The organism is Janthinobacterium lividum, from assembly GCF_011601275.1.
In the GTDB taxonomy this organism is placed as follows: Bacteria; Pseudomonadota; Gammaproteobacteria; order Burkholderiales; family Burkholderiaceae_D; genus Janthinobacterium; species Janthinobacterium lividum_E.
In genome coordinates this window covers 199,172-214,761 of record NZ_JAAOLY010000008.1, presented here as the reverse complement: position 1 = coordinate 214,761, position 15,590 = coordinate 199,172, and the positions used below count along the sequence as shown (strand labels likewise).

The following is a 15,590-nucleotide window of genomic DNA, read 5'->3' as shown; positions in this document are numbered from 1 at the left end:
ACAAGATGCGCAGACGACAAAAACATGGGCAAAAAAATAGCCCACTCGAAAGCGGGCTATTTTTTTCATCTGGAGGCGAGGACGGGAATCGAACCCGTCTAAACGGCTTTGCAGGCCGCTGCATAACCTCTTTGCTACCTCGCCAGAGGAACTGCTTGGATGCGCCTTGCGGCCCACCTTGAAAACTGGAGCGGGAGAAGAGTCTCGAACTCTCGACCTCAACCTTGGCAAGGTTGCGCTCTACCAACTGAGCTACTCCCGCATTGGAGCTTGTTTACCGCTTAATCACGCCACATGACTGCGTTGCGGCGGATAAAAAAAGGAAGCCAGCTTAGCTTCCCTTTAGAATTCTGGAGCGGGAGAAGAGTCTCGAACTCTCGACCTCAACCTTGGCAAGGTTGCGCTCTACCAACTGAGCTACTCCCGCATTGGAGCTTCTATTTTCTGCTACTGCCATCTTGCTGTACTGCTTCAGCTATCGCTGGAGCGGGAGAAGAGTCTCGAACTCTCGACCTCAACCTTGGCAAGGTTGCGCTCTACCAACTGAGCTACTCCCGCATACGAACCGCTATTTTACTGCTTTTTACTACCGTTTACCAGTCCTGCTTTACTGCTGATCCAGTATTCACTGGAGCGGGAGAAGAGTCTCGAACTCTCGACCTCAACCTTGGCAAGGTTGCGCTCTACCAACTGAGCTACTCCCGCAGTGGACAACATTATATCAGAAGCTCTACTACATCGCCAGTACTACTTTTTACTGCATTCGCTGTTTTTACCTATGACACGATCCAGAAAACTGGAGCGGGAGAAGAGTCTCGAACTCTCGACCTCAACCTTGGCAAGGTTGCGCTCTACCAACTGAGCTACTCCCGCGTCATCAACAACAGGCCAGCATTATAGAGGGATTACAGGGGCTGTCAACGGGCAATATCTGGTGTTTTGCAAAATATTCTGCCGAAAATAGCCGCCTGCTTATTCCTAGTGCAAATTTCCCGCTTTTTCCTTGATCAAGGGCCATGCCAGGCGCAAGTAATAGAACATCGACCACACCGTCAGTACGCAGGCGATCCACAGCAGCTTCTCGCCCCACACATGGGTGTCGATCGCGCCAAAGATCACTTCGTGGTACAGCAGCAAGGGAATGGCCGTCATTTGCGCGGCCGTCTTGATCTTGCCGATCGAACTAACGGCCACCGATTTCGAGGCGCCGATCTGCGCCATCCATTCGCGCAGCGCGGAAATCGTGATTTCGCGGCCGATGATGATGAAGGCCAGCACGGCATTGACACGGTCCAGCTGCACCAGCACCAGCAAGGCGCCCGCCACCATCAGCTTGTCGGCGACCGGGTCGAGGAAGGCGCCGAAGGCCGAGGTCTGGTTCCAGCGCCGCGCGAGGAAACCATCGAACCAGTCGGTGACGGCCGCAACGATGAAGACCAGGGTGGCAACCAGGTTCTGGTCGCCGTGCAGCAGCATCGACGGCGGCAGGTAAAACACGCCGACGACGAGCGGTATCAGGGCCACGCGCAGCCAGGTCAAAAGGATGGGAATATTAAAAGGCATAAGAGAGCAATCGGCCGACGGGTAAATTGAACATGAAGAAAGCGTGAAGAAAGCGCCACTAGTCTACATGGCCCCAGGGTATTAGCCTAGTCCGGTTGCCGCAGCGCCGGACCGGGCCATTAATCCATCAATGCAACTGCTTGTAGATTTCTTCCGCCAGTTGCGTGGAAATCCCCTCCACCGACATCAGGTCCTCGACGCTGGCGTCGACCACGCCGCGCAAGCCGCCAAAGCGCGACAGCAGTTTTTGCCTGCGCTTGGCGCCGATGCCCTCTATCTCTTCCAGGCGCGACGTCTGGCGCGTCTTGGCCCGCTTGGCGCGCATGCCGGTAATGGCAAAGCGGTGCGCCTCGTCGCGGATTTGCGCGATCAGCATCAGGGCCGCCGATTCCTTGCCCAGTTCCTGCGCCGCGCGGCCATCGACGAACAGCAAGGTTTCCAGGCCCACCCTGCGCCCTTCCCCCTTGGCCACGCCGACAATCAAGCTGATATCGAGTCCCAGCTCGGCAAACACCTGGCGCGCCATCTCGATCTGGCCCTTGCCGCCGTCGATCAGTACCACGTCGGGCATCACGCCGTCGCCATTCGCCACCTTTTCATAACGGCGCATGAGGACCTGGCGCATGGCCGCGTAATCGTCGCCGGGCGTGATGTCGTTGATGTTGTAGCGCCGGTATTCGCCGTTCTGCATGGCGTGGTGGTGGAACACCACGCACGACGCCTGTGTCGCCTCGCCCTGCGTGTGGCTGATGTCGAAACATTCCACGCGCAGGCTGTCGAGGTCTTCCGTTTCCAGGCGCAGCGCTTCGGCCAGCGCGCGCGTGCGCGACTGCTGCGAACCCTGCTCGGACAACAAGCGCGCCAGCGAAATATCGGCGCCCTTCTGCGCCATCTCCAGCCACTGGCGGCGCTGCCCCTGCGGCTGGAAAATCAGATTGATGCGGTGGCCGCACTGCTCCATCAGCGCCACCATCAAGGCCGGCTGGTCGAATTCGATATTCAGGATCAGGGTGCCGGGAATGAATTTTTCCGTGTAGTGCTGAGCCAGGAAGGCGGCCAGCACCTCCACTTCGATCGACTCTTCGGCAATTGCCGCAGCATCGCTGAGCTGGCTGGGGAAATACGCGCGGTCGCCCAGGTGGCGCCCGCCGCGCACCATGGCCAGGTTGACGCAGGCACGCCCGCCCTGCACCAGCACGGCGATGATGTCGACGTCGGCGTCGCCCGTCGTTTCCATGCTTTGCTGGTGCAGCACGCGCGACAGCGAGGCGATCTGGTTGCGCACCACCACGGCCTGCTCGAATTTCAGCTCGGCGGCAAAGCCATGCATCTTCTTTTCCAGGTCGGCCATCACTTCGCTTTGCCGCCCGCGCAGGAAGCGCGCCGCGTTTTCCACGTCGTTTTTATAATCCTCCTTGCTGATCAGGTCCACGCACGGCGCGCTGCAGCGGCCGATCTGGTGCAGCAGGCAGGGCCGCGTGCGGTTGGCATACACGCTGTCCTCGCAGGTGCGGATCAGGAATACCTTTTGCAGGATCTGCATCGATTCCTTGACGGCCCAGGAACTGGGGAACGGCCCGAAATACTGGTTTTTCTTGTCCACCGCGCCCCGGTAATACACCATGCGCGGCGCATCACCGTTGGTGATTTTCAGGTAGGGATAGGACTTGTCGTCGCGGAACAGGATGTTGTAGCGCGGCTGCAGTGCCTTGATCAGATTGTTTTCCAGGATCAGGGCTTCCGCTTCGCTGTGCGTGACGGTCGTTTCCAGGCGCGCGATGCGCTCGACCATCATGGCGATGCGGGGGCTGGCCAGGTTCTTCTGGAAGTAACTGGAGACGCGCTTTTTCAGGTCGCGCGCCTTGCCGACGTACAGCACCTTGTCGGCGGCGTCGAAATAGCGGTACACGCCGGGCAGGTTCGGCAGCTTGGCGACGGTGGCCAGCACCTGCGCGCGCGGGTCGGGCGGCGTCTGCGCGGAATTGAGATCGGGTATAGCTTCGGTCATTGCTGGCTCATTACGCACTCATAGTTACACTGCTTGCTCCACGATCACGAACGCGACCGCATACTCTTCTTCATCGCTGATCGTCACTTGCGCGCTCAACCGGTTTTTTTCCATGAACTCGGCCAGCACGCCGCTGCAGACGATCATCGGCTTGCCGCTCGGATGGTTCAGCATCTGCGCGGCGGGCCAGGTCATCGGCGTGCGCAAGCCAAGGCCGATGGCCTTGGAAAACGCCTCCTTGGCCGCGAAGCGCGTGGCCAGAAAGCGCACGCCGCGTACGGCGTTCTTGGCGCTGCGGGCGCGGAACTTTTCCAGCTCCTGCGGTCCCAGTATCTTTTTCGCGAAACGCTCGCCGTGGCGCGCCAGCGCCGCCTCGATGCGGGGAATCTTGCAGATATCGGTGCCGATGCCGTAGATCATGCTGCCTCCTTTGTCCGGGCTTATGCTCTGCCAGCGAGGCGGGTCGCCACCATGATGGCCTTCATTTCGCGCACGGCGTTTTCCCAGCCGACGAACACGGCATGCGCGACGATGGCGTGGCCAATGTTCAGTTCGGCGATATCGCGAATGGCGGCGATGGCCTGCACATTGGTGTAATGCAAGCCGTGGCCCGCATTGACCTTCAAGCCGCGGCCCACGCCGAACAGCACGCCCGCCTTGATGCGCTCCAGTTCAGCCAGCTGCTCGGCGCCTTGCGTATCCGCATAGCGCCCCGTGTGCAGCTCGATCACGGGCGCACCGAGTTCGGCCGCGGCGGCGATCTGCTGCTCGTCGGCATCGATGAACAGGCTCACGCGGATGCCCTCGCCTTGCAGCTGCTGCACCGCCGCCTGCACTTCCTTGAAGTAGCGCACCACGTCCAGCCCCCCTTCGGTCGTCACTTCCGTGCGTTTTTCCGGCACCAGGCACACATCCGCAGGACGGATGCGGCAGGCGAAGTCGAGCATTTCCTGCGTGACGGCCGCTTCCAGGTTCATGCGTGTGAGCAATTGCGGCGCGATGGCGATCACGTCCGCATCCTTGATGTGGCGGCGGTCTTCGCGCAGGTGCAGGGTGATGGCGTCGGCGCCCGCCTGCTCGGCCAGCAGGGCCGCGCGGATCGGGTCCGGATAAGCGGTGCCGCGCGCATTGCGCAAGGTGGCCACGTGGTCGATATTGACGCCCAGGTCGATGACGGGGCCGGAAGGCTGCAAAAAGCTCATAGTGATGGTATCCGTAAAGTGCTGTCGTGCGACAAACCGCAGCTACAGCTGCATTAAATCGATCAGTATCTGGCGCGTGTTCAAGGTGGCGCCACCCAGTTGATGGGCCAGCAAAAAGCGCATCAGCAGCTTGCTTTGCGCCTGCGTAGCCACGTCAAGATAATCTTCGCGCTCCATGTCGAGCAGGGTCTTGCCCGTGATCTTGGGCCAGGCGTCGGCGGCGCGCGCCGGGCGCGGTCCCCGTTCCGGGTCGACCACGTACACCTGCCCCGCATCAACGGCCTGGCGCGTGCCCGTGCAGCGCGTCAGGTCGGCCGCCACGCCCGTTTCCTTGAGCAAGGCGCGCTCGAACTTGCGCAGCACGATGGGCGGCGGCTCATTGTGCGCCAGTTGATTCAAGGTGGCAACGTAGTGGTCGAACAGGACGGGATGGGGGTCGTCGCGCGCCAGCAGTTTCACCAGCAATTCGTTCAGGTAAAAGCCGCACAGCAAGGCGGTCTTTTCCAGCGGCAACATGCCGCCCACCCACTCGGCGCCCGTGAGGATGCGCAATTCGGATTTGCCCGTCCAGCCCGCCTGCAGCGGCTGGAAGGTCTGCAGCACGCCGCGCAACTGGGAATGGGGCCGCTTGGCGCCCTTGGCGACGAGCGCGATGCGGCCATATTCGCGTGTAAACACGTCGACGATGAGGCTGGTTTCCTTATGCGGATAGCTGTGCAGCACGAAGGCTGGCTGGCCCGTGACCTTGCCGTCGCGCGCGGGCGGACGGCTGCGGCGGGGCGCCGCGGATGCGGGAGTTGCGGCCGGCGGCACAATGGCCACCGGCGCGGGGACAACGATGGAGGCTGGCGCAGGATCGTGCAGCGCTGGCGTGGTGGTGCTCATGCGTGTGGCGTCGCCCCCGGGTTGCGGATTACTCGTAGCCGTAGGCGCGCAAGCCCGCCTCGTTGTCGGCCCAGCCCGACTTGACCTTGACCCAGATTTCCAGGTACACGGGGCCGCCGAACAGCTTTTCCATATCCAGGCGGGCCTGGGTGGAGACTTCCTTCAGGCGCGCGCCCTTGTTGCCGATGATCATGGACTTGTGCGTATCGCGCTCGACCAGGATGGCGGCGAACACGCGGCGCAGATCGCCTTCCTGCTCGAATTTCTCGATCAGGACGGTGCTCGTGTACGGCAGTTCGTCGCCGACAAAGCGGAACAGTTTTTCGCGCACGATTTCCGAGGCGAGGAATTTTTCGCTGCGGTCCGTGATGTCGTCCGGTCCGAAGATGGGCTGGTTTTCCGGCAAGAAGCGCTTGATTTCGTTCTGCAAGCCTTCCAGCTGGAAGTGCAGCTTGGCGGAGACAGGCACGATGGCGGCGAAGTCGCGCATGGCGGCGACCTTTTGCGCGAACGGCAGCAGCACGGCCTTGTCTTTCACGCGGTCGGATTTATTGATGACGAGGATGCACGGCACTTCCTTCGGCAGCAGGTCCATCACTTGCTGGTCGGCCGGGCCAAACGTGCCCGCCTCGATCACGTACAGGATGACGTCCGAGGAAATCAGGGTGTTCGTGACGGTCTTGTTCAGCGTCTTGTTCAGCGCGTTCGAGTGGCGCGTCTGGAAGCCAGGCGTATCGACGTAGATGAATTGCGCGTCCGGCACCGTCTGGATACCCGTGATGCGGTGACGCGTCGTTTGCGCCTTGCGCGAAGTGATGCTGACCTTCGCGCCGATCAGCACGTTCATCAGGGTCGATTTGCCCACGTTCGGGCGGCCCACAATGGCGATATAGCCGCAGCGGAAGTTGTCGGGCATTTTGGTGGCTGTCATGCTAGTGTCGATTCTGTTTAGTGTGAGCGGCGATCGCTGGTGCAGCCGGGGCTTGCGCGTCGTCGCTCTGGATGGTGGCAATGCCGGCCAGCTTGAGCTGGGCGGCGCGCGGTTTGGGCTTGCGGCTGGCGGCAGGCGACTTCAACAGCGCCTGCTCGGCCACGTCCAGCGCCAGTTTGGCGGCGGCTTGCTCACCGGCGCGGCGGCTTCCGCCACGGCCGTAAACCTGGATGTTCAATTTCGGCACCAGGCATTCGATCTCGAATTCCTGGCTGTGGGCGGCGCCGTGGGTGGCCACCACGTTGTACTGTGGCAGCGAAATTTTCTTGCTTTGCAAAAACTCCTGCAGCAGGGTCTTGGCATCCTTGCCCAGGGTTTGCGGATCGACCGAGTCGAGGATGGGAATGTAGAACGCGCGTATCACCGTGCTGGCCGCATCGAAGCCCGTGTCGAGGAAAATGGCGCCCAGCAAGGCTTCCAGGGTATCGGCGAGGATCGATGGACGGCGGAAGCCGCCCGATTTCAGTTCGCCTTCGCCCAGGCGCAGGAATTGCGACAATTCCAGCTTTTGCGCGATTTCATACAGCGACTGCTGCTTGACCAGATTGGCGCGCAGGCGCGACAAATCGCCCTCGTCGATGGACTTGAAGCGTTCGTACAGGATGGAAGCGACCACGCAGTTGAGGATGGAGTCGCCGAGGAATTCCAGCCGCTCGTTATGCAAACTGCTGTGGCTACGATGCGTCAAGGCTTGCTGCAACAGGCCAGCATCCTGGAACGTATAGCCTAAACGGGTTTGCAATAGCTGAAGATTCATTGTTGTTTCTGTGTCATCTGAGTAATTCGGCTGACCGCCGCGCGGGGAATCGGCACGGCAGCCATAGGGACGGCCTAGTGTATGCCGCCCACACGTTTCGGATTGCTGAAGTTCATCCACACGAGGAAAGCCTTGCCGACGATGTTCTCGTTCGGCACGAAGCCCCAGTAGCGGCTGTCCGCGCTATTGTCGCGGTTGTCGCCCATCATGAAGTAATTGCCTTGTGGCACTACACACGTAAAACCGTCTTCGTTGTAGTTGCACGCATCCTTGTGGGGGAAATCCTTCACTTCGCGCAAGTTCAACGTTGGAGCAGGCTCGTCGTTGAGGATGCGGTGGCTGACGCCCGTCAGGTTTTCTTCCAGCTGCTTGTGGTAGACGGTGCTTTCATCGTCCAGGTAGTCGTCCAGCGGCGTGTACGCCACTTCCTTGCCGTTGACCGTCAAGCGCTTGTTTTCATAGGTGATTTTATCACCGGGCACACCGATCACGCGCTTGATATAGTCTTGCGACATATCTTTCGGGTACTTGAACACCATCACGTCGCCGCGCTGCGGATCGTTGACTTCAATGATGCGCTTGTTGACGATCGGCAAACGAATACCATAGGTGAACTTGTTCACCAGGATCAGATCGCCCACCAGCAAGGTCGGCACCATCGAGCTCGACGGGATTTTGAACGGCTCGTACAGGAACGAGCGCAGGCAGAACACGAGGGCGATGACGGGGAAGAAGCTGCCCGAATACTCGACCCAGGTGGGCTGGCGCAACAGCGCTGCCTCGATGCTGGCGCGGCTGCCGCCATTACCACCGGCATCGGACTTGATGCCTTCGGCGGCCAGCTTGGACTGGCGCGCATCGAATTCGGCCAGGGCGCGGTCGGCCGCCTTGCGGCGCTGCTTGGACAGATAAAACACATCCAGGCACCAGACCAGGCCCGTCAACACCATCAGCACGAACAGGATTAAAGCGAAATTTCCTAAAATCACTTGCAGGTTCATGTATTAACCATCCACTTGTAAAATTGCCAGGAATGCTTCTTGCGGGATCTCCACGGAACCCACTTGCTTCATGCGTTTCTTGCCCGCTTTTTGTTTTTCCAGCAATTTTTTCTTGCGGCTGATGTCGCCGCCATAGCACTTGGCCAAGACGTTCTTGCGCAAGGCTTTCACGTTCTCGCGCGAAATGATGTTCGCGCCGATGGTCGCCTGAATCGCCACGTCGAACATCTGGCGCGGGATCAGTTCGCGCATCTTGGCGGCCACCTGGCGGCCACGGTACTGGCTGTTCGAACGGTGGACAATGATGGCCAGCGCATCGACTTTTTCGCTGTTGATCAGCATGTCGACCTTGACCACATCGGCCGCGCGGTATTCCTTGAACTCGTAATCCATCGAGGCATAGCCGCGCGACGTCGATTTCAGGCGGTCGAAGAAGTCCAGCACGATCTCGGCCATCGGCATTTCATATACGAGCTTGACCTGGCGGCCGTGGTAGCTCATGTCCATCTGGATGCCGCGCTTGCCGATACACAAGGTGATCACGGAGCCCACGTATTCCTGCGGCATGTACAGATTGACCGTGACGATAGGCTCGCGCACTTCCTCGATGCGCGACGGATCGGGCATCTTCGACGGATTGTCGACGTTGATCATGGTGCCGTCGCGCTGGATCACTTCGTACACCACGGTAGGCGCCGTGGTGATCAGGTCCATGTCGAATTCGCGCTCGAGGCGCTCCTGCACGATTTCCATGTGCAGCAAACCGAGGAAGCCGCAGCGGAAGCCGAAGCCCAGCGCCTGCGACACTTCCGGCTCGTACATCAGGGCCGCGTCATTCAGTTTCAGTTTTTCCAGCGAGTCGCGCAGCGCGTCGTACTGGTTCGCTTCCACAGGGAACAGGCCGGCGAACACTTGCGGCTGCACTTCCTTGAAGCCAGGCAATGGGGCGGCGGCAGGACGGTTGGCCAGGGTCACGGTATCGCCCACTTTCGCCGCCTTCAATTCCTTGATGCCGGCGATGATGAAGCCCACCTGGCCTGCCGACAATTGCGGCAGGGATTGCGAACGGGGCGAAAACACGCCGATGTCTTCCACCAGCTGCACGGAATCGGTGGCCATCAGGCGAATCTTGTCTTTCGGTTTCAGGGTGCCGTTGATGACGCGCACCAGCATGACCACGCCCACATAGGCGTCATACCAGGAGTCGACGATCAGCGCCTGCAGCGGCGCATCCGGGTCGCCCTTCGGTGGCGGCACCTTGACGATCAGTTGCTCGAGCACGTCCAGCACGCCGAAGCCCGTCTTGGCCGAGCAATGCACGGCGTCGCCGGCATCGATGCCGATCACGTCTTCGATCTCGGCAATGGCGCTCGGCGGATCCGCATTCGGCAAGTCGATCTTGTTCAGGACGGGCACCACTTCCACGCCCAGGTCCAGCGCCGTGTAGCAGTTGGCGACCGTTTGCGCTTCCACGCCTTGCGACGCGTCCACGACCAGCAGCGCGCCTTCGCACGCCGACAGCGAGCGCGACACTTCATAGCTGAAGTCGACGTGGCCTGGCGTATCGATCAGGTTCAGGTTGTAGATCTGGCCATCGCGCGCCTTGTAGTGCAGGGCCGCCGTTTGCGCCTTGATGGTAATGCCGCGCTCGCGCTCCAGATCCATCGAATCGAGCACCTGCGCCTCCATCTCGCGGTCGGACAAGCCGCCGCACAATTGAATGATGCGGTCAGCCAGGGTCGATTTACCGTGGTCAATATGGGCGATGATGGAGAAATTGCGTATGTTGTTCATTAACTAATATATGTGCGAGTGACGACACTGCTTAACAGGAATCAAGGGGATCATGCCCGGGCCAAACCCGGCACCCCGCTCATGATGAAAAAAGCGCTCCGAGCAGGACATCTGCATGCCCAGGCGAGCGCTTTTGAAGCGACAGAAGCTGCTGCCTCGGACAGTAGCTTTTTCGACCTCCCCATTTTACCGGATTTCAGAGTAGAAAGCCCGTCTTATGAGGCCGGCACCGGGGCAAGCCGACATTTTCAGCAGTTTTCAGCACCAGAATGGTGCAATGCAGTGTCAATATTGACAATCAAGCTACACCAGGCAGCGCCGCACGGCCGCCTCGTCAAGGAAATAATGGCAGAGCTCAGGCTGCGCCAGGTCGCCAAACAGCACCGGCACCAGCTCGTCGAAACGCGCCAGCAGCGAGGCATCGGGCGAGGCATCGATGTCGATCACGTCCACCGTGAACGGTTTTCCGGGCGGCTGCAGCAGGAGCAAGGCGTCGAGCATGTCCTGGCAAAGGTGGCAATAACTGCGGGAATAGAGGGTGAAGTGCATGGCGGACAGGATACCGCATCCCGGCCGCGGCCGGAATGCGGGATGCGGGATGATCACATGGTTACTTCGCCGACGGGCGCAGCGAAACGAATTGGGCCGTATCGCCACGACGCACCAGCACGGCCGACGTCTTCTTCGGATCGAGCTTGGCGACCAGGGCATTGAATTGCCTTGCGTCTTTCACGGCAACGTTATTCAGTTGCAAGATCACATCGCCAGGCTGCAGGCCGGCCAGGGCCGCCACGCCATCGGCCTCGTCGACCAGCACGCCCGCGTCGATCTTCAGTTCCTGCTTCTTCGCGGCCGGCACATCGCTGACCTTCAATCCCAGTGCATTGACGGCTTGCGCTTCCGGCTCCTTGGCGCTCTTCTTCGCCGTTTTCTCGCTTTCCAGCTCGACGACGGTGACGGGAATGTCCTGCTGCGCACCCTTGCGCCAGACGGTCAGCGTGGACTTGCCGTTGACGGCGGCGCCACCCACCAGGCGCGGCAGGTCGGAGGAGCGCTCGATCTGGGCGCCGTTGAATTTCAGGATGATGTCGCCCGGCTTGATGCCCGCCTTGTCGGCCGGACCGCCCGGCTCCACCATCGACACTTGCGCGCCCTTGGCATTCGGCAAGCCCAGCGATTCCGCCACATCCTTGCTCACTTCGCCGATCTGCACGCCGATGCGTCCGCGCACGACCTTGCCCGTCTTTTTCAGCTGCTCGCCCACACGCATGGCTTCATCGATGGGCACGGCAAACGAAATGCCGTTATACGCGCCGGACAGGGTAGCGATCTGCGAATTGATACCGATCACTTCGCCGCGCATATTGATCAGCGGACCGCCCGAGTTGCCGGGGTTGACGGCCACGTCGCTCTGGATCAGAGGCAGGTAGTCGCCCGTGTCGCGCGACTTGGCGGAAATAATGCCGGCAGTCACCGTGTTTTCCAGGTTGAACGGCGAGCCGATGGCGATGACCCACTCGCCCACGCGTATCTTGTCCGAGTCGCCGATGGTCAGGCGCGGCAGGTTGCCGCCTTCGATTTTCAACAGGGCCACGTCGGTACGCGCATCGGCGCCGATCACCTTGGCCTTGAATTCGCGCTTGTCCGTCAGGGTCACGTAGACTTCATCGGCGCCATCGACCACGTGGGCATTGCTCAACACATAGCCATCGGCAGAAATGATGAAGCCGGAACCGACGCCGCGCTGTACTTCCTGCTCCTGCGGCACGGCGCGGCGGCCGCCGCGTGGTGCCTGCTGGCGCGGTGTCGGCATGGCGCCGCCAAAGAAGCGGCGCAGGAACTCCTGCATTTCCTGCTCATCCTGGCTGCCGGCACCGGGGCCGCTCATCTTCAGGCGCTCGGTGGTGCGGATATTCACGACGGCCGGGCCGACGGCGTCGACCAGGTCAGAAAAATCAGGCAATTTTACTGCCGGCACGGCGGCCTGCGCCTGTGGCGCCAGGCCCAGCATGGTGGGAGCAAAAAAGACGCCAGCCGTACCGAACAATAAGGCGGAAAGCGTCTTCACTGAAAACGACTTGCTGGCAGCACACATGTTTTTTTTCATGGAAAGGATCTTCTCGAATATATAAACGGATCAAAACGGGGATCAGGCGATTTCCTGCTGCATGATTGGCCGTCACGACGACATCCCAGAGGCAAACCCCACTTGGCAGCGTGCATGGCAAACAATGCAACAATATATCGCAAAAGCAAGATATTGCCTGCGCACAGTGTCAATCGTACCGAAGGCCAGTGTCAAGGGGGCGACGGGGACGTTAAGCCTGGTATAAGATGGCGCAGCGGCAACGCTAACGCTGCGCCAGCGGTCCCGCCTCCAGCGGCTCGGCTGTGCTCGGCGGCACGATGGCGGCGGACAAGGGCAGCAACGGCTCCGCAGCGGCAGCCGGCCCCTCAGGCGCCGCCTCGGCGGCCAGGCAACTGGCCAGGCGCGCATCGAACTGGGCGCTCAATGCATGACCATACTGCTCCGAGCGCAGCACGTCACCGATATGGCGATAGGCATCCCAGGCCTGCCGTCCCTCATCTGTATCGAGGGCGGCAAAAGCCAGTTCGAGTTCGCTCGCCGCCAGCTCGCCATCGGCCAGGGCGGAAATAGTCTCGTGCAATCGTGTGTGCGTATCCATGATGGGTCCTGCCATTTCAAAAGGATCGGTGCGGAAACCGGACGCAGCCATGCCAGCCTCATACTCCCCAGATTACCAGCGCTTGTCAATCGGCATGTCCAACAACGGTTTCAATTTCTCCGCAATCACTTCGCGCGCGCGAAAAATCCGGCTGCGCACGGTGCCGATGGGGCACGCCATGATTTCCGATATTTCTTCATAGCTCAGGCCCTCGATCTCGCGCAGCACAATGGCCGTGCGCAATTCGATGGGCAACACATCCATGGCCGCATTGACGGTGGCCGCGATCTGCTTGCTGGCCAGCACCGATTCGGGCGTATTGTTGTCGCGCAATTTATTGCCATCATCGAAGGACTCCGCCTGCTCGGCGTCGGTATCGCTGGACGTAGAGGCGCGGCGCCCTTGCGTGACAAGATAATTCTTGGCCGTATTGATGCCGATGCGGTACAGCCAGGTATAAAAGGCGGCATCGCCGCGAAAATGGCGCAGCGCCCGGTATGCCTTGATAAAGGTTTCCTGCACCACATCTTCGGCCTCCGCCGGGTCATGCACAAGGCGCGACACAAGGCGCATCAAGCGGCGCTGGTATTTCGATACCAGCACATCGAATGCCCGTTTGTCGCCAGCCTGCACCCGCTCGACCAGTAACTGATCATACTCGCGCTCTGTCCTCACGCCCAATGTCCCTGTAGTCATGCAGCGTGGGCGCCTGTATGGATATAGAGTTGGCCCGCTGCAAGAAGTTCAGTGTTCGCCCCACATTTATTCTTCCCTGCCCCGCGCCGCGATGGCCCGGCACGCCACGGCCAACGGGCGGAAGGCTGCGCAGCTGCTGCCACGCTGCACCAGCACATCCGCGCGCCGCCCTGCGGCATCGGCCAGGCACAGCACCAGCAGCGCCGGCCACAAGGTCGAGCCCGGCAACAGGCGCAGCCCCGGCGGCGCCAACGGCGCCGGCCCAGCCGGCTCCGCCACCGCGTTGGCATCCATCCCCGGCGCCCCGCCACGCTCCAGATATACCGCCAGCCGCAACTGGCCAACCGGCGAAATATCAAGCGTCTGCGGCTTTCTGCGCTTGCGCAGCAAAGCGAGCAAAAACATGCCGCCAACCGCACTCAACAGCGCACCGCTCCAGCCCAGCGCATACCCGCCCACCATCTGGCCGTGGCCAAGGCCGGGGCCGGACAGGGCGGCAACACGCCACGCGCTACTCAAGGGCCAGGCGGCCAGCAAGGCGCACAGTCCCAGCACCGCTTGCAACAGGCGCAAACAGACAGGCGTGCGGATGACAGCCGCTACTGCAATTGACATACTTCATGGGAAAAAAAAGGCGCGCCGGCAACATGCCGGGCAAATTCAGGCGCCAACGAACGTTGGCGCCGAATCAGCGCTCACTACAGTTTGACCGTAGCGAGCGCTTGAAAGTTCCTGCTTATTTCGCTTTACCGAAAATCAGCGTGCCATTCGTTCCGCCGAAGCCGAACGAATTCTTCACTGCATAATCGATCTTCATATCCCGCGCCGTGTTGGCACAGAAATCGAGATCGCAAGCCGGATCCTGGTTAAAGATGTTGATGGTCGGTGGCGACACCTGATGGTGCAATGCCAGGACCGTAAACACCGCTTCCAGACCGCCCGCGCCGCCCAGCAAATGGCCCGTCATCGACTTGGTCGAGTTGACAACCAGATTCTTGGCGTGCTCGCCGAAGGTGCGTTTGATGCCCATCACTTCCGCCACGTCGCCTTGCGGGGTCGACGTGCCGTGCGCGTTCAGGTACTGAATCTGATCCGCGTTCAAGCCAGCGTTGTTGAGGGCCGCGATCACCGATTTGCTGCCGCCGCTACCATCTTCCAGCGGCGAGGTCATGTGATAAGCATCTGCGCTCATCCCGAAACCATGCACTTCGGCATAGATCTTGGCACCACGGGCCACCGCGTGCTCGTACTCTTCCAGCACCATGACGCCAGCGCCCTCGCCCAGCACGAAGCCGTCGCGGTCGGTATCCCACGGACGCGATGCCGTTGCCGGATCGTCGTTGCGGGTCGACAAGGCACGTGCCGAAGCGAAACCGCCCAGGCCCAGTGGCGACACGGTCGATTCAGCACCGCCGGCGATCATGACGTCGGCATCGCCGTACTCGATCATGCGCGCTGCGGCACCGATGCTGTGCAAACCGGTGGTACACGCAGTAACGATCGCCAGGTTCGGGCCCTTCAGACCATATTTGATCGAAAGGTTGCCAGAGATCATGTTAATGATCGAGGCAGGCACGAAAAATGGCGAGATACGGCGCGGACCGCGCTTTTCGTACTCGGACTTGGTTTCCTCGATCAGCGGCAAGCCGCCGATACCGGAACCGATGATCACGCCGATACGCTCGGCGTTTTCTTCGGTCACTTCCAGGCCGGAGTCCTGCATCGCCTGGATGCCCGCAGCCATGCCGTAATGGATAAAGGTATCCATGTGGCGGGCTTCCTTACCGGAGATGTACTCTTCGATATTGAAGCCTTTGACTTCACCAGCGAAATGCGTGGTGAATGGCTGTGCATCAAACTTGGTAATCGTGGCAATGCCGGATTTACCTTCAATGATTGCGCCCCACGCCTCGGCAATAGTATTGCCGACAGGTGAAACGCAGCCCAGGCCGGTGACAACAACACGACGGTTTTTAGAACGGCTCAAGCGATTCTCCTGAAGTCGG

Annotated in this window: 15 protein-coding genes and 6 tRNA genes; all 21 read right to left on the bottom strand. The window is 60.6% G+C overall.

The window, feature by feature from the left end:
* Positions 1-70: 70 nt before the first annotated feature.
* Positions 71-144 (bottom strand) — tRNA-Cys (locus GYK42_RS14560).
* 42 nt (positions 145-186) lie between these two features.
* A tRNA-Gly gene (locus GYK42_RS14555) sits at positions 187-262 on the bottom strand.
* Positions 263-351: 89 nt separating this feature from the next.
* A tRNA-Gly gene (locus tag GYK42_RS14550) sits at positions 352-427 on the bottom strand.
* 55 nt (positions 428-482) lie between these two features.
* Positions 483-558, bottom strand: a tRNA-Gly gene (locus GYK42_RS14545).
* Between the two features lie 71 nt (positions 559-629).
* Positions 630-705: transfer RNA gene (locus GYK42_RS14540), tRNA-Gly, on the bottom strand.
* A gap of 92 nt (positions 706-797) precedes the next feature.
* Positions 798-873, bottom strand: a tRNA-Gly gene (locus GYK42_RS14535).
* 105 nt (positions 874-978) lie between these two features.
* The gene (gene pgsA, locus GYK42_RS14530) at positions 979-1,563 is read right to left on the bottom strand and encodes a CDP-diacylglycerol--glycerol-3-phosphate 3-phosphatidyltransferase (protein WP_034749601.1); all 585 of its coding nucleotides are present in this window, start codon (positions 1,561-1,563) and stop codon (positions 979-981) included.
* A 127-nt stretch (positions 1,564-1,690) separates the two neighbouring features.
* Entirely contained in the window at positions 1,691-3,571 is a 1,881-nt protein-coding gene (gene uvrC / locus GYK42_RS14525) for an excinuclease ABC subunit UvrC (protein ID WP_166448072.1), read from the bottom strand.
* 24 nt (positions 3,572-3,595) lie between these two features.
* Positions 3,596-3,991: a holo-ACP synthase gene (gene acpS, locus GYK42_RS14520; RefSeq protein WP_166448071.1), complete on the bottom strand. Its 396-nt coding sequence runs from the start codon at positions 3,989-3,991 to the stop codon at positions 3,596-3,598.
* Positions 3,992-4,011: 20 nt separating this feature from the next.
* Positions 4,012-4,773 (bottom strand): pyridoxine 5'-phosphate synthase, encoded by a 762-nt coding sequence (gene pdxJ / locus GYK42_RS14515; protein ID WP_166448070.1) that lies wholly within the window; start codon positions 4,771-4,773, stop codon positions 4,012-4,014.
* A gap of 42 nt (positions 4,774-4,815) precedes the next feature.
* A complete protein-coding gene (gene recO, locus GYK42_RS14510) occupies positions 4,816-5,658 on the bottom strand; it encodes a DNA repair protein RecO (protein WP_166448069.1) in 843 nt (280 codons plus the stop codon).
* A 28-nt stretch (positions 5,659-5,686) separates the two neighbouring features.
* Positions 5,687-6,589 (bottom strand): GTPase Era, encoded by a 903-nt coding sequence (gene era, locus GYK42_RS14505; RefSeq protein ID WP_046683972.1) that lies wholly within the window; start codon positions 6,587-6,589, stop codon positions 5,687-5,689.
* A gap of 1 nt (position 6,590) precedes the next feature.
* Entirely contained in the window at positions 6,591-7,406 is an 816-nt protein-coding gene (gene rnc, locus GYK42_RS14500) for a ribonuclease III (protein ID WP_034749615.1), read from the bottom strand.
* Between the two features lie 74 nt (positions 7,407-7,480).
* Positions 7,481-8,407 (bottom strand): signal peptidase I, encoded by a 927-nt coding sequence (gene lepB, locus GYK42_RS14495; RefSeq protein WP_166448068.1) that lies wholly within the window; start codon positions 8,405-8,407, stop codon positions 7,481-7,483.
* Between the two features lie 3 nt (positions 8,408-8,410).
* Complete coding sequence (lepA, locus tag GYK42_RS14490) at positions 8,411-10,201, bottom strand: translation elongation factor 4 (protein ID WP_034749621.1); 1,791 nt, start codon at positions 10,199-10,201, stop codon at positions 8,411-8,413.
* A gap of 303 nt (positions 10,202-10,504) precedes the next feature.
* Entirely contained in the window at positions 10,505-10,750 is a 246-nt protein-coding gene (locus GYK42_RS14485; RefSeq protein ID WP_046683970.1) for a glutaredoxin family protein, read from the bottom strand.
* Positions 10,751-10,811: 61 nt separating this feature from the next.
* A complete protein-coding gene (locus GYK42_RS14480; protein WP_166448067.1) occupies positions 10,812-12,308 on the bottom strand; it encodes a DegQ family serine endoprotease in 1,497 nt (498 codons plus the stop codon).
* A gap of 244 nt (positions 12,309-12,552) precedes the next feature.
* On the bottom strand, positions 12,553-12,888 hold the full coding sequence (locus GYK42_RS14475; RefSeq protein ID WP_166448066.1) for a sigma-E factor negative regulatory protein: 336 nt from the start codon (positions 12,886-12,888) through the stop codon (positions 12,553-12,555).
* Between the two features lie 72 nt (positions 12,889-12,960).
* Positions 12,961-13,584, bottom strand: a complete 624-nt coding sequence (gene rpoE, locus GYK42_RS14470) for an RNA polymerase sigma factor RpoE (RefSeq protein ID WP_205711401.1) — start codon at positions 13,582-13,584, stop codon at positions 12,961-12,963.
* Between the two features lie 66 nt (positions 13,585-13,650).
* Positions 13,651-14,199, bottom strand: coding sequence for a hypothetical protein (locus GYK42_RS14465; protein ID WP_166448065.1), 549 nt, complete (start codon positions 14,197-14,199; stop codon positions 13,651-13,653).
* A gap of 121 nt (positions 14,200-14,320) precedes the next feature.
* Positions 14,321-15,571 (bottom strand): beta-ketoacyl-ACP synthase II, encoded by a 1,251-nt coding sequence (gene fabF, locus GYK42_RS14460; protein ID WP_034749634.1) that lies wholly within the window; start codon positions 15,569-15,571, stop codon positions 14,321-14,323.
* Positions 15,572-15,590: the final 19 nt, after the last annotated feature.

Excerpts from the sequence above, each read along its gene's own strand:
- pgsA (WP_034749601.1), bottom strand. The coding sequence starts at position 1,563 with ATGCCTTTTAATATTCCCATCCTTTTGACCTGGCTGCGCGTGGCCCTG.
- rnc (WP_034749615.1), bottom strand. The coding sequence starts at position 7,406 with ATGAATCTTCAGCTATTGCAAACCCGTTTAGGCTATACGTTCCAGGAT.
- pdxJ (WP_166448070.1), bottom strand. The coding sequence starts at position 4,773 with ATGAGCTTTTTGCAGCCTTCCGGCCCCGTCATCGACCTGGGCGTCAAT.
- recO (WP_166448069.1), bottom strand. The coding sequence starts at position 5,658 with ATGAGCACCACCACGCCAGCGCTGCACGATCCTGCGCCAGCCTCCATC.
- GYK42_RS14465 (WP_166448065.1), bottom strand. The coding sequence starts at position 14,199 with ATGTCAATTGCAGTAGCGGCTGTCATCCGCACGCCTGTCTGTTTGCGC.
- GYK42_RS14485 (WP_046683970.1), bottom strand. The coding sequence starts at position 10,750 with ATGCACTTCACCCTCTATTCCCGCAGTTATTGCCACCTTTGCCAGGAC.
- rpoE (WP_205711401.1), bottom strand. The coding sequence starts at position 13,584 with ATGACTACAGGGACATTGGGCGTGAGGACAGAGCGCGAGTATGATCAG.
- GYK42_RS14480 (WP_166448067.1), bottom strand. The coding sequence starts at position 12,308 with ATGAAAAAAAACATGTGTGCTGCCAGCAAGTCGTTTTCAGTGAAGACG.
- uvrC (WP_166448072.1), bottom strand. The coding sequence starts at position 3,571 with ATGACCGAAGCTATACCCGATCTCAATTCCGCGCAGACGCCGCCCGAC.
- GYK42_RS14475 (WP_166448066.1), bottom strand. The coding sequence starts at position 12,888 with ATGGATACGCACACACGATTGCACGAGACTATTTCCGCCCTGGCCGAT.
- era (WP_046683972.1), bottom strand. The coding sequence starts at position 6,589 with ATGACAGCCACCAAAATGCCCGACAACTTCCGCTGCGGCTATATCGCC.
- acpS (WP_166448071.1), bottom strand. The coding sequence starts at position 3,991 with ATGATCTACGGCATCGGCACCGATATCTGCAAGATTCCCCGCATCGAG.
- lepB (WP_166448068.1), bottom strand. The coding sequence starts at position 8,407 with ATGAACCTGCAAGTGATTTTAGGAAATTTCGCTTTAATCCTGTTCGTG.
- lepA (WP_034749621.1), bottom strand. The coding sequence starts at position 10,201 with ATGAACAACATACGCAATTTCTCCATCATCGCCCATATTGACCACGGT.